This is a genomic window from Nitrosospira sp. TNL300, from assembly GCF_055385915.1.
Genome location: NZ_AP041005.1, coordinates 1,750,608 through 1,764,056 on the forward strand (window position 1 = coordinate 1,750,608; position 13,449 = coordinate 1,764,056).

A 13,449-nucleotide genomic window follows, 5' to 3' on the forward strand; every position below is an offset into this window, starting at 1 on the left:
TGCCATGAGCCTGATGCCCTTCGCGCCCTCCCGTCCCCTGAGCATAGGAGTGGAGCTTGAACTGCAGCTGCTCGGCTGCAACGATTACAACCTCGCCCCCTCTGCACCCGAGATTTTGCGTCGCGTAGCAAAACGCACCCATCCCGGGGAAATCAAGCCGGAAATGACGCGCAGCATGATCGAAATCAACACCTCGGTGCAGCAGGAATATGCGGGGCTGGTGGCGGAGCTGCGCGCCCTGCGGGATGTCGTTTCCGATGCCGGACGTTTTCTCAACGTTGCTGTTGCAGGCGGAGGCACTCACCCGTTCCAGCATTGGAGCGAGCAGAAGATTTCCGATGCGCCGCGCTTTCATTACCTCTCGGAACTGTATGGCTATCTGGCTAAACAATTCACGATATTCGGACAGCACGTACACCTCGGCTGTCCCGGTCCGGACGAAGCGCTGCATCTGATGCATATGCTCTCGCGCTACATTCCGCATTTTATTGCCCTGTCAGCCAGTTCGCCGTTTGTGCAGGGGCATGATACCGGTTTTGCCTCTGCGCGGCTGAACTCCGTTTTTTCCTTTCCGTTAAGTGGAAGAGCGCCTTTTGTATTGCGCTGGAATGATTTCGAAAAATTCTTTGCCAAGATGGCTGGAACGGGAGTGGTCGAATCCATGAAAGATTTTTACTGGGATATACGGCCAAAGCCCGAATTCGGTACCATCGAGGTGAGAGTGTGCGACACGCCCCTTACAGTCGAGATTGCCGCTGCCATTGCCTGCTATATCCAGGCAATGTCCAGATACATCATGGTGGAACAGCGTATGGCACCCGAAGAGGATGACTATCTGGTATATACGTTCAATCGCTTCCAGGCATGCCGCTTTGGCCTGGAAGGCGTCTTTATCGATCCTCGTACCCACCAGCAGCGCAGTATCCGGGAAGATATAATGGAGATGCTTGAACACATTTCCGACCACGCAAGAGAACTGCGCGCGGTGGAAGCGATGGAACGCATCCGCGAAATACTCATCGTCGGCAACGGCACAAGCTGGCAGCGCAGGGCTTATGCGAGCGAGCACAACCTTGCCGACGTCATGCAATTGCAAGCCGAATTATGGATGGGAAACTGATTCTCGTGAGGAGTGTCAAAACTGTCAGTTAGATAACGGATCGATGAGAAAAACCAGCGGAACAAAGTAGCGCAACGTCGGCTCGATTGCCGCTAGGCCACTATAAGGAGGGCGCAAAGTTATCCAGGGCGTATTAACCACACTGGCTAGCTATATGTAACGAAGAACACCGCGGAAATTCCAAAATCTAATTACATTCATATTTCTGAGGACTCATCCGTTACCTGAGATGCCCCGCCCGTTACGTATCGGCCTGTCACCCCGTATCCTGCATCAACCGCCCCCTGAACTGGGTTTTCGCAATAAAACCCTGCAATACCTTGAACAGACTGTCGCCCACTGGATCATGCGCCGACGAGCGCTGGCATTCATGTTGCCGGCAATAGAAACCGGCGGCGTCGAGCGTTCTCATGTGCGTATAAGCGACTACGTCCGGGAAATCGACGGCCTGGTGCTGCAAGGCGGGGCGGATGTATCTCCCGTTTCCTACGGTGAAACACCTCACCGGCCGGAGTGGTCCGGCGACCGGGTGCGTGATCTTTACGAAATGGAGCTTTTCTGGGAATGTGTGGTACAAAGAAAACCGGTATTAGGTATCTGCCGCGGACTCCAGCTCATCAATGTAGCGTTAGGTGGAAGCCTGTACCAGGATATCGCGACGGATCGCCCAGAATGCCTCATTCACGTAGATGCAGTGTTGTATGACCAGCATCGGCATGCGTTGCTGATTGAAGAAAATTCCCGGTTGGCGAGGCTCTACGGCAATCGCTACCAACACCTTGTCAACAGCATACATCATCAGGCAATCAAGGAACTGGGACGGGATTCCATGGTCGAGGCAGTGTCCGAGTCTGACGGCATCATCGAAGCAATACGCATGCACGGAGATAACTACGTGACGGGATTCCAATGGCATCCCGAATTCCATGGCCCCGCCACAGACTTGCTCGATTCCGGTCCCATACTGGATGATTTTCTTGCTGCAGCCGAAAAGCAGCGCGAATAATGCCCCCCGCGCTTATATTTACTGGCGCTCCACCTTCCGTCTCATCGCTGGCCTATACCGCAGCCGCGGTTTGGGCCTGCCCCGCCTGCTCCACAATAAATGCCTTGACCGCCCCCGCATCAGCATCCATGACTACATAGCGCTGCGCTTTTTCTTCAATATTCTCATACCCGGCCGGGCGCAGAGGCTCATGTCCGATTGCCTCGACAATACTTGCCGAGAATTTGACGGGCAATGCCGTTTCAAGACAGATCAGCGGCACATTGGCGTCACGATGTTCCAATCCCGCTTTCACACCGTCAGCTGTATGCGGATCTATCACCAGCCCATACCGATCATGCACTCGACGAATGGTTGCGATTCGATCTGCATGACTGCTGGTTCCTGATACAAGACCGAAGTCTTCGATTTTCTCCCACAGAGGCGTATTGACGAGATCAAAGGCGCCTCCCTCATCTACTGCCTGCCATAATTCCTTCACTTTGGCGGCATCCCTTCCAGCCAGGTCGAAAATGAAGCGCTCGAAGTTCGAGGCCTTGGAGATATCCATTGAAGGGCTACTGGTCTGGACAGTCTCAACGGTTGTGCGCGGGCGATAATGTCCCGTCCGGAAAAATTCATCCAGTACATCATTTTCATTGGTGGCAAGTATCAGTTTTTTGATGGGCAGACCCATCATGCGCGCCACATGCCCAGCGCAAATGTTGCCGAAATTTCCCGATGGCACGGCGAAAGATACTTGCTCTGTATTCGAGCGGGTGGCGGCAAAATAACCTTTGAAGTAATAAACGATCTGAGCGGCAATGCGCGCCCAGTTTATGGAATTAACCGTACCAATACGGTATTTCTGCTTGAACGCATAATCATTGCTGACAGCCTTGATAATGTCCTGGCAATCGTCGAACACGCCACGGATCGCGATATTGAAAATATTCGGATCATGCAGGGAAAACATTTGAGCTGTCTGGAACGGGCTCATTTTCCCATGCGGCGAAAGCATGAACACACGAATGCTGCGCTTGCCCCGCATGGCATACTCTGCGCTCGGCCCGGTATCGCCGGAAGTTGCACCGAGGATATTCAATTGCTCGCCACTCTTGTCCAACGCGTGCTCGAACAGGTTGCCCAGTAATTGCAGGGCGATATCCTTGAAAGCCAGCGTCGGCCCATTCGACAAACCGAGTATGTGCAGCCCCGGTTCCAGGGTTTTAAGCGGTGTGATCTCATCGTTTTGAAACGACTGGGCGGTATAGGTTCGCGCAATGATGTCGTGCAGGTCCGGGGCAGGAATGTCATCCGCAAAACGCGAAAGGATCTCGAATGCGAGTTCCCGGTAATCCATGCCACGCAGTTCCTGCAGTTGGGCGCTATCGAACCTCGGATAGGTTTCCGGCATCGTCAGGCCGCCATCCGGAGCAAGGCCGCCGAGAAGAATCCTGGAGAATTTTTTAGGCGGCATGCCGCCACGAGTGGAAATGTAGAGCATTATCCTAAATCCGCCTTGTACAAATTCGCAAAAAGGTAAAAGTGACGCGATGCATAAAATATGAAAGCGGGATGAGGAATTTTCGCAATAGGCTCCTCAAGTCTCGTCATACCCGCGAAGCAGTATAGATTGCAACCAGTTCTGGAAATTATTTGCTGCCCAGATGCTCCAGTCGGATGCGGGTCACCTTGCCCGTTGTTATGGGCAATCGCTTTATTCGGGCGATAGCGTCGTTAACGTTCCTTTCCACTGCCAAATGGGTGAGCATAATGATATCCACCTGGTCTTCGCCTTCGCTTGGCTCTTTCTGCATCATGGCTTCGATGGAAATGCCGAGGTCGGCAAGCACACGCGTGATATCGGCTAGGGCGCCAGGTTTGTCCATGACCCGCAGCCGCAGGTAATAAGACGTTTCCACCTCGTCCATCGCGAGGATCGGCGTATCTGACAGGCGTCCGGGCTGGAAAGCGAGATGAGGAACGCGATGCTTGGGATCGGCTGTGTGCATGCGAGTTACATCCACCAGGTCTGCCACGACTGAACTCCCTGTAGGTTCAGCGCCTGCGCCCGGACCATAATAGAGAGTAGAGCCTACCGCATCGCCTCTCACCACGATGGCATTCATGACACCCTCGACATTGGCGATCAGCCTGCGAGCAGGGATGAGTGTCGGATGCACACGCAACTCGATTCCTCCGGACGTACGTTTCGTAATGCCCAGCAGCTTGATGCGATAGCCCAGTTCCTCCGCATACCGGATATCCTCGCGGGTCAATTTCGTTATACCCTCGGTATATACCTTGTCAAATTGCATCGGAATGCCAAAGGCAATCGAGGCCATGATCGTGAGTTTATGCGCCGCATCGATACCTTCGATGTCAAAAGTGGGATCGGCCTCGGCATAGCCCAGTTTTTGCGCCTGCTTCAATACGGTTTCGAACGTCAACCCCTTATCCCGCATTTCCGAGAGGATGAAGTTGCTCGTGCCATTGATGATGCCGGCAATCCACTCAATGCGGTTGGCAGTCAACCCCTCACGCAGGGCCTTGATGATAGGAATGCCTCCGGCCACCGCCGCTTCGAATGCCACCATCACGCCTTTTTTCTGCGCCGCGGCGAAGATTTCGGTCCCATGTGAAGCAAGCAATGCCTTGTTGGCGGTAATGACATGCTTGCCATTCTCGATGGCCTTCAGTATCAAATCCTTGGCCACGGTGTAGCCACCGATCAGTTCGACCACGATATCGATATCGGGATTCATCACCACTTCATTCGCATCGCGCGTGACGATGACATCATCGTCGCCTGCAATCCGGCGGGCTTTCTCTTCCTCTCGATCAGCAATCATGCGAACGACGATACTGCGACCGGCGCGCCGCGTAATCTCTTCCTGGTTGCGTTTGAGCACGGCGAACGTGCCGCTACCGACAGTGCCTGCCCCCAACAGGCCCACGTTGATAGGTTTCATATCTTCGGTAATGATGAATTTTTCGGACATATTTGCCATATTTGCTGAAAGAGACTTTTATTCGTACGCGGCGTTCTCGTTTACAGAGATTGAGTTTGCCTCACCCGGTTCCGTGCTGCCTGCGGTAGCGGGCCAGAAAACCTCCAACGCGGCTAATGGCTTCGGTCAGGTCGTCACTGTTAGGTAGAAATACAACACGGAAATGATCAGGATACGGCCAGTTGAAACCGCTACCCTGCACCAGCAGCACCTTCTCTTCCAGCAGTAAATCCAGTACAAATTGCTCGTCGTCCTCGATCGGATAGATTGCGGGGTCCAGACGCGGGAACAGATACATTGCGGCCCGTGGCTTATAGCACGATACACCCGGAATCTCCGTCAACAGTTTCCAAGCGAGATCGCGTTGCCGCATAAGCCGCCCAGTGGGCATGACCAGATCCTTGATGCTTTGATGCCCCCCCAACGCCGTTTGAATACCAAACTGCGAAGGAACATTTGCACACAGCCGCATGGAGGCCAGCATGGTCAGACCAGCGATATAGTCACTGGCATAGTGTTTTGTTCCGGAAACCACTGCCCATCCCGAGCGAAATCCCGCAGCACGATAATTCTTGGACAATCCGTTCAATGTAACGAACAGCACGTCATCCGCCAGGGAAGCAATCGAAGTGTGGGTCGCATTATCGTACAAGACTTTGTCGTAAATTTCGTCCGCATAGACGATGAGTTGATGCTGACGTGCGATCTCGATGATTTCACGCAACACTTCGTCTGAATAAAGCGCACCGGTCGGATTATTGGGATTGATGACAACGATCGCACGGGTGTTCGAGGTAATCTTCGAGCGAATATCCTCCAGATCAGGCAACCAGCCCGATTGCTCGTCACACACATAATGGCGCGGAGTACCGCCAGCCAGCACCACCGCTGCTGTCCACAACGGGTAATCGGGTGAAGGAATCAAAACCTCATCGCCCGTATTCAACAGCGCCTGCATTGCCATCACGATCAGTTCTGAAACGCCGTTGCCGATGTAGATATCCTCCAGCCGGACATCCTCGATACGCTTCTCCTGCGTGTAATGCATGATGGCCTTGCGTGCCGCAAACAGTCCTTTCGAATCGCAGTAACCGGAAGCGGCGGAAAGGTTATGCATCACATCCTGTAGAATTTCTTCGGGAGCTTCGAAACCGAATGATGCCGGATTCCCGATATTGAGCTTGATGATGCGGTGCCCTTCCTCTTCCATTTGCCGCGCCCGGTCAAGTACCGGCCCGCGAATGTCATAGCATACGTTGGCCAACTTGCTGGATTTCAGGATGGGCTGCATCAGATATGGGAGAGATGGGTGGTAGAAGCGTTACAGCAAAGGTCAGCGAAGGATCATTGCAATGCCGGGTTCAGATGGAAAACGCCGTGACCGGGAACGCCGGCGAGTGTTGAGCATTGAAAATCAAGAGATTCTGTCGTTCCGGCTTTATTCGACGCAAAACCTTTATCGCGACGGGAAAAAGATGTAATGTTACCCGACCCGCTAAACTGCCGCAAATGGAGTATTGTGTGAAACTGCATCTTTCCGGTCCTACCGGGCACAACCTGTTTACTGGTTACGGAACCGACTACGTCATGATCAATCACGTACGCTACGATCATAGCCTGATCGTGTTGCCCGATCGCCTGATTGAAGAGTGGGAGGCAAAAACGTTCGAGGAACTCAACACCGAACACTTTCAGTTCATCCTCTCGCTGCAACCGGAAATGGTCCTCTTCGGAACGGGCGTCACATTGCGTTTTCCCCATCCGCAACTTACCAGAAGCCTGATCGAGTCCGGCATTGGCATAGAAGTGATGGATACCGCCGCCGCCTGCCGCACTTACAACATATTATCGGCGGAAGAACGGCGTGTGGCAGCAGCACTGCTCATTTAGCTGATCGCCCACTCAGCCTGTGCACCCGAAACCCATCTCAACGCGAGCGATCTGCCTCTCAACCGATACCTCGTGTCGATCGAGGTGCCTGACGATGTCTGGAAGGCGGCCGTCATCCTGAATCCGGAGGATCATATAAGGTGGGATGCGATCCCGGCGGGGATAACAAGCCTTGATGCTGGAGATCGCTGGGTCACGACCGAAAGTTCGGCACTTCTGCTCGTGCCATCTGTCATCGTGCCGGAAGAAAAAAACATCCTTGTCAATCCCGCTCACCCGGAGGCTTCGCGAATCCAGGCAAAAAAGCAGCGGCGCTGGATGTACAACGCGCGCTTCCGGTGAGGATTTACCGCAAATATGGGATGACGATAAACATCAAGGAGTAACGCCATGAAAACCAATCCAGTCGTCTGGTTTGAAATTTATGTGCAGGACATGGAACGTGCAAAAACCTTCTATGAAGGCGTACTGCAAGGAAAGCTCGAGCGGATACCAAGCCCTGATATAGAACTGTGGGCATTCCCCATGTCAGAGGAAGGCTATGGCGCGGCGGGCGCGCTGGCAAAAATGGAGGGTTGCCCGTCCGGCGGAAGCAGCACCCTGGTTTATTTCAAGTGTGAGGACTGTGCGGTAGAAGCCGGTCGTGCTGCCGAGCATGGTGGACGCCTTTTCAAGGAAAAAATGTCCATCGGTAAATATGGTTTCATCGCCCTGGTCCTCGACACCGAGGGCAATATGATCGGATTACATTCCATGCAATAAACTCATCCCCCCGCTTCATCCAGAAAGCGGACTTCATAGTAATTCCCGCTGCCTTCCTCTCACAGCTCACAACCTGCGTGCGCCCTGTTGCTGCTTCAATGAGGACACTCCCGTCCCGCAGAGATCGCTCCTGCCCTGCCGCTCTGCCGGTTATTCCTTTACATCTTCCGTCGGAAAAAGTTCGGTTCGAACCCGCTCCCGCCACAGTTCTATCCAGCCCGGTATCTCCTCCGGCAGCAGGGGGCGCGAGACAAAAGTTCCTTGTGCAAGATCGCACCCGGTACGGCGCAGAAGGTCCCAGTCCTCCCGGTCCTGCACGCCTTCCGCCACGACTTCCATATTCAACTGTCGAGCCAAAGACAAGCTCGCGTCGTAAATTGCGCGCAGGGTTTCATCCATCGATGCGCGGTGTACGAAACCCTGATCTATCTTTAGTTCGTCGAAGGGAATGTCGCGTAACTGGGCCAGTGATGAATGTCCTGTGCCAAAATCATCAATGGAAAGGCGGAAACGCTTCAACCGCAGCCGCGTCAGAATCTCAAGTGGCGCCCGTGTATCCTGCATCAGTCGGCTTTCAGTTACCTCCAGCACCACATTTTGGGGCGCTATCCCCTCCTTTGCCGCCGCTTCCGCTACAAAGTTCAGGAAATCGATCGACGCGAGGTTATCCATGGAAATATTAACGGCAGTCCGCAGCGGCAGCCTGGCTTCCTGCCAGGCTTTCGCCTGGATCATAGCGGCAGTAAATACGGTCTGAGTCAAATCATCGATCAAACCCGAAGCTTCCGCCACTCCAATGAACTGATCCGGAAATACTATTCCATCTGTCGGGTGACGCCATCTTACAAGTGTCTCTACGCCGACCACTTCACCGCTCGCCACTGCGACTTTGGGCTGATAATAGTTGATCAGTTCACCCCCTTTTATGGCAGTACGAAGCTCATCCGCGCTGTAGACTTTCTTCGTTGTACCAGGGACACTGGCGGAAGGCGATCCCCACTTTCCCAACATGGCGGCCAGAGCGTCAGGTGTCACTGGTTTATGCAGGTAACCCAGTATGGGAATCTTGTGAGCGCGCACAAGTTTTTCAGTCGTCTGAAGTATGCGCTCATCCTCACCGCTGACCAATATGAGGCTGCCGGGATAGTGAAGATCCACGAGATGCCGCACGAACTCGATCCCATCCATTTCGGGCATGTTGAGATCCAGCAGAATCACATTGGGTACTGTATCAGCGTCTGCATTGGCTATTTTTTCCAGTGCGGCACGCCCGCTGTCACAAAGTGTGATCGAGCCATATCCAAGGTTGGATAAAACGCGATTCAACAGCTTGAGCATGAAAGACTCGTCATCAAGCACCAGAATCTTCACTGCCGATCGTTCGACCATAACGTTTATCTTTTCAGTTATTGTTCAGTCAGGTTGCTGAATCCGGACGTCGCTGGAGGCAACTTTTCTGTCAGACGACGACATTATGCCAATGACCCGATGTACTTATCCACAGCAGCAGATTCCGATTCGAAAGATGGCAATAGCTCATTCAACCGGGTCATGTCACCCGCCTTGCCCGCCTGTTCCATTTGAGCGCACAACTCACCCAATTGCAATGCGCCTACTGAGCGAGCCGAGGACTTAAGCTTGTGTGCGATACTGCCGGCTGTTTTCCCATCACCTGCCTGCCACGCTGCTCGCAACTCATCTGCTGTTTTTCGTGCGCTCACCCGGAAATCCTGGAGGAATTCACTGATCACGGCGGGGTCGTTACCTACGAGCTGTTCAAGGATACTGACATCGACAGGTTTTGCCGCAACCGTAGATAGAGCGGAGGCGCCGGTAGTAGCAGATTCCCCGGGCGTAGCGGGAGCAACAGGTGTGGCCGTGGCGGAAGGCGCCGGCGCAGTAGAGCCTGGTGGAGCCAGTTCGAGCAATTCAGTGCTGGCAGGGGAAGGCAACCACTTCTGTAGTACCGCTTTCAAATGCGATAGCTGCACGGGCTTGCTCAAATAGTCATCCATTCCCACGGCACGGCAATGTTCAGCCTCACCCTTGAGCGCATTGGCCGTGATGGCAATAATGGGCTTGCGCGCAGCACCGTGCTCCCCCTCTTTGACGCGAATTGCCGCAGTCAATTCATAACCGTCGATTTCCGGCATGTGCAAATCTGTCAGCAGCAATGCGTAGTTACCGCTTTCCCAGCGCTTGAGCGCCTCCCGTCCATCCTTCGCAATATCCGCCGCATAACCCAGCAGAGAAAGCTGCTGCCGGATCACTTTCTGGTTGATTTCGCTATCTTCGGCGACAAGGATAAGGCGGCCTTCACTTAGCGCCTTTTCTCGCGACGGCAATGCCACCGCCTTTACTTCCTCGGATGGCGGTGGGGGTAATTCCTCCTGCAGTCTTCCGGCCGCGAGTGCGACCGCCCGCAGGAAGGCGTCACGATGCATGACATCGCCATCCAGCGTAACAGTATCGACCTCTTCGGTACGCTCATGCCGCCTGCGTCCCCGGCGGATGACGACAAAGCGGGGTTCAATATCAGGCTCGTGATGACCGTGCTCGAGGACTACGAAATGCGGGTCCAGGTCGGGGCGGGAACGGAAGGCAGCACGCAATTCTTCAAGCGGTGGTGTTTCATGTCCGGCGTCCATGACCAGCAGCCATAGTCCCGGCGGAAGCGTCTCGATCCGTTTGAGCGCGGCTGGCAAATCGATCATCCGCTCTGCAGTCGCACCGCTGTATCTCAGATATACCGCCAGATCGTCCGCCAAACCTTTTTCAGCACCGATTACAAGGCAGGAGACGCCGGTGAGATCGATAACCTTATCTTCCACGTGCGAGGAAGGAACGAGGTCAAACGTCAATCGCACAGTGAAAACCGAACCTTCACCCAGGGCGCTCTGCACCTGGATACTACCTCCCATCAACTGAACCAGATGATGAGTAATCGCCAGACCCAGCCCGGTTCCACCGTATCGCCGGGTAGTTGATGTATCGCCTTGAGTAAAAGAGGTGAAAAGGCGCGATTGCACCTCCTCGTTCATACCTATGCCATTATCGGTTATCTCGAACTCCACCGTTACCGTATCCTGGCCGCGGTCAACGAGCAGCGCGCGCACTGACACCTGACCCGGCTCCTGTAATCCACTGGAAAACTTGATGGCGTTATTGGCAAGATTAACGAGCACCTGGCGCAGCCGCAGTGCATCACCGAGAACTTCATCAGGTATCGCCGGGTCGAGAAACAGGGTAAGTTCCACTGCCTTCCTGGCAGCCAGGCTTTCGAGCATGGCACATGCTTTTTCCACAACTTTTTCCACGGACATCGGCGCCTGCTCGATTTCCAATCTTCCCGCCTCGATTTTTGAAAAATCCAGGATATCCTCAATGATTTCCAGCAGGGCAAAAGCCGATTCACGGATGAGATCGACCATCTCCATCTGATAACCGCTCAGGCTGGTCTGCTGCAGGACGTCAGCCATGCCGATCACACCATTCATGGGGGTGCGTATCTCGTGGCTCATGGCCGCAAGAAAGATGGATTTTGCCTGGTTGGCCTGCTCGGCATCATGCCTGGCCTGCTCGAGGTCCTTGAGAATCCGGATTCTCTCACTGACATCGATGCCGGACGGAATCAGCTTGATCACCTTGCCTTTATCATCACGCACCGGCACCAGCATGAAATCGATTGTCATGAGATCGCCATTGGCGATGTGTATCTCGACGTCATGGCGAACGATCTCACCCGCCACTGCCCGCCGGATATCGTCGCGGATCTGTTGCTGCACCTCCGGCTTATAGGAAAACCACCCGGTTTCGGCCAAACACTTGCCAATGACATCCCGGCTCTGCAGGCCGCCCACCTCCAGGGCGGTACGATTCATCTCCACCAACACTCCCTCGGACGTCATTTCGCCAACAAGCGCGGCCAGATTATCCACGATGGTTCGAAAACGCTGTTCGCTGTTGCGCAGAGCCTGTTCGACCCGCTTGCGTTCGCGGATATCGCGCAGAACGCCCGTGAAATAACGTTTCCCGCCAACGAAGTATTCGCTGACCGCAACGTACAGATCAATGAGTTCGCCATTCTTGTGCTGGCCTTCGACTTCGCGGCCCATGCCAATGTTATGCACGCCCTCTACTTCCAGCGTCAGAATGTGATCGAATTCACACCGGCCCCTCCCTGTCCGATAGTATCTTTCGACGTATCCCTCATGACCGCTGCGGAAAGGTTCGGGCATCAGAATGGAAATAGGTTGACCGATTGCCTCCTCCCGAGTGTAACCGAAGAGTTTTTCGATAACGGGATTGACCGAGCGTATTATGCCTTTGTCGTCGATCGTAATGATGCAATCCACCATGTGCTCCACGATCGAGCGCATTTCCTCTTCCTTGCTGATAAGCACCGCATTCGCCTGTTCCAGGTCAGCTGTGCGTTTGGCAACACGGTTTTCGAGGTTCTGATTGAGCTGGCGCAAATCTTTTTCGGCTACGTCACGCTGGCGATTGCTGGCGGTCAGGCGCTCAGTCATCGTATTGAAAGTGCTGGCCATTTGACCGATTTCATCCCATCCGGCAACGGGAACACGCTGCTTCAGATTTCCGCTGGTGATGTGCTGCGCGCTATGGCTGAGGTTTTTCAATGTGGTGACCACGCGCCGGCTAAACAACAATGCTCCCAGCATGGCGGCAATCAGGGTGAAGCCCAGGATGATCAAACTGTAGTTGCGCACCCTGGGAACGAAAGCAAACACTTCCTCCGCATCCATCTTGACCTCGATGCCCCAGTTCATGCGCGGCAGATAACGCCAGCCGGCCACTACCTCCTTGTTGCGGTAATCCATTTTCACTCCGCCCCCGCGCTCTCCGTGCAATCCGCTCTGAATAGCGATTGAAAATGGGGGATTTGTCAAAGGTATCTTGAGCTCCAACGCTGCATTGGATTCATGCTTGAGCGGCGCAATCACAAGCGCAGTGCGATCATTGAGAAGACGTGTTACGACAGTTTCACCGCTTGCTCCCAGTCCCACATTATCAGTCACAACCTCGAACACGCGTTCGCTATAGATTTGCAACGCCAGCACACCTTCCAGTTTTCCATCAACGATGATGGGCAATGCCATGAAGGCCGCAATCGCACCTTTCGAGGGCGGGTAGTATTCGAAATCCGAGACGCCCCCCTGCAAGGTATGGAGTGCGGCGCGCACAAGCCGGGCAAAACTGCTGTTTCGATAGGGCCCTGTAATCAAGCTCGTCGCAAAATCCGATTCATGGGCCTGACTGTAGACGATTTCGCCCTGGGGGGAGATGAGGAACAGATCGTAATACCCTGCATCCTCCACGAAGCGCTTGAACTGTTCGCGATAAAACGCATCGAGCTGGTGATAGGCATCGGAATCTACTCCACTCTTCGCATATACACGGCTGAAATCCCGCATAGCCATGCGCGCCGTACTGGTAGTCTGGATCACCCTCGCGTCCAGCAAACGCTCGCGCAAATAGCTGTCGATCTGTTCCGCTTTCATGTCGGCGATCGCTGACACCTGTTGAATCGCACTTTTTTCCGCCTCCGTCTCAAAGGTGCGCAACAGGGCATAACCGATGATCAGGATAGGCAGCAGGGAAACGGCTACAAACCAGACAGCAAAACGCTGTGTAAGGGAGGTAAAGCGTATCATCGT

General features: G+C 54.0%; 10 protein-coding genes. 5 read left to right on the forward strand and 5 right to left on the reverse strand.

All coding sequences use genetic code 11. The features are described from left to right. The first annotated feature begins 4 nt into the window (after positions 1-4). Together ACZ5BW_RS08085 and ACZ5BW_RS08090 are read left to right on the forward strand one after the other, a co-directional pair. Positions 5-1,120, forward strand: coding sequence for a YbdK family carboxylate-amine ligase (locus tag ACZ5BW_RS08085; RefSeq protein ID WP_464538754.1), 1,116 nt, complete (start codon positions 5-7; stop codon positions 1,118-1,120). A gap of 229 nt (positions 1,121-1,349) precedes the next feature. Further along, positions 1,350-2,126 carry a gamma-glutamyl-gamma-aminobutyrate hydrolase family protein gene (locus ACZ5BW_RS08090; RefSeq protein WP_074974533.1) on the forward strand — a complete coding sequence of 259 codons (777 nt, stop codon included), beginning with the start codon at positions 1,350-1,352 and terminating at the stop codon, positions 2,124-2,126. 52 nt (positions 2,127-2,178) lie between these two features. On the opposite strand, the gene thrC is transcribed toward ACZ5BW_RS08090, so the two are convergent. From thrC to ACZ5BW_RS08105, 3 genes are all read right to left on the reverse strand, one after another. Further along, complete coding sequence (gene thrC, locus ACZ5BW_RS08095) at positions 2,179-3,612, reverse strand: threonine synthase (protein WP_464538757.1); 1,434 nt, start codon at positions 3,610-3,612, stop codon at positions 2,179-2,181. A 148-nt stretch (positions 3,613-3,760) separates the two neighbouring features. Then, complete coding sequence (locus ACZ5BW_RS08100) at positions 3,761-5,080, reverse strand: homoserine dehydrogenase (protein WP_464543675.1); 1,320 nt, start codon at positions 5,078-5,080, stop codon at positions 3,761-3,763. A gap of 100 nt (positions 5,081-5,180) precedes the next feature. Beyond that, positions 5,181-6,410 carry a pyridoxal phosphate-dependent aminotransferase gene (locus ACZ5BW_RS08105; protein ID WP_464538759.1) on the reverse strand — a complete coding sequence of 410 codons (1,230 nt, stop codon included), beginning with the start codon at positions 6,408-6,410 and terminating at the stop codon, positions 5,181-5,183. A gap of 230 nt (positions 6,411-6,640) precedes the next feature. On the opposite strand from ACZ5BW_RS08105, the gene ACZ5BW_RS08110 reads away from it, so the two are divergent. From ACZ5BW_RS08110 to ACZ5BW_RS08120, 3 genes are all read left to right on the forward strand, one after another. After that, positions 6,641-7,009 carry an Mth938-like domain-containing protein gene (locus tag ACZ5BW_RS08110; RefSeq protein WP_464538761.1) on the forward strand — a complete coding sequence of 123 codons (369 nt, stop codon included), beginning with the start codon at positions 6,641-6,643 and terminating at the stop codon, positions 7,007-7,009. Between the two features lie 72 nt (positions 7,010-7,081). Next, positions 7,082-7,351, forward strand: coding sequence for an RES family NAD+ phosphorylase (locus ACZ5BW_RS08115; RefSeq protein ID WP_464538763.1), 270 nt, complete (start codon positions 7,082-7,084; stop codon positions 7,349-7,351). A 48-nt stretch (positions 7,352-7,399) separates the two neighbouring features. Then, positions 7,400-7,771, forward strand: a complete 372-nt coding sequence (locus ACZ5BW_RS08120) for a VOC family protein (RefSeq protein ID WP_464538765.1) — start codon at positions 7,400-7,402, stop codon at positions 7,769-7,771. Positions 7,772-7,921: 150 nt separating this feature from the next. On the opposite strand, the gene ACZ5BW_RS08125 is transcribed toward ACZ5BW_RS08120, so the two are convergent. Both ACZ5BW_RS08125 and ACZ5BW_RS08130 read right to left on the reverse strand, forming a co-directional pair. After that, entirely contained in the window at positions 7,922-9,160 is a 1,239-nt protein-coding gene (locus tag ACZ5BW_RS08125) for an EAL domain-containing response regulator (RefSeq protein WP_464538767.1), read from the reverse strand. An 83-nt stretch (positions 9,161-9,243) separates the two neighbouring features. Then, the gene (locus ACZ5BW_RS08130; RefSeq protein ID WP_464538769.1) at positions 9,244-13,446 is read right to left on the reverse strand and encodes a PAS domain S-box protein; all 4,203 of its coding nucleotides are present in this window, start codon (positions 13,444-13,446) and stop codon (positions 9,244-9,246) included. Positions 13,447-13,449 lie beyond the last annotated feature (3 nt).

Coding starts and splice junctions, on each gene's coding strand:
- ACZ5BW_RS08105 (WP_464538759.1), bottom strand. CDS start 6,410: ATGCAGCCCATCCTGAAATCCAGCAAGTTGGCCAACGTATGCTATGAC.
- ACZ5BW_RS08090 (WP_074974533.1), top strand. CDS start 1,350: ATGCCCCGCCCGTTACGTATCGGCCTGTCACCCCGTATCCTGCATCAA.
- thrC (WP_464538757.1), bottom strand. CDS start 3,612: ATGCTCTACATTTCCACTCGTGGCGGCATGCCGCCTAAAAAATTCTCC.
- ACZ5BW_RS08120 (WP_464538765.1), top strand. CDS start 7,400: ATGAAAACCAATCCAGTCGTCTGGTTTGAAATTTATGTGCAGGACATG.
- ACZ5BW_RS08130 (WP_464538769.1), bottom strand. CDS start 13,446: ATGATACGCTTTACCTCCCTTACACAGCGTTTTGCTGTCTGGTTTGTA.
- ACZ5BW_RS08125 (WP_464538767.1), bottom strand. CDS start 9,160: ATGGTCGAACGATCGGCAGTGAAGATTCTGGTGCTTGATGACGAGTCT.
- ACZ5BW_RS08100 (WP_464543675.1), bottom strand. CDS start 5,080: ATGAAACCTATCAACGTGGGCCTGTTGGGGGCAGGCACTGTCGGTAGC.
- ACZ5BW_RS08085 (WP_464538754.1), top strand. CDS start 5: ATGAGCCTGATGCCCTTCGCGCCCTCCCGTCCCCTGAGCATAGGAGTG.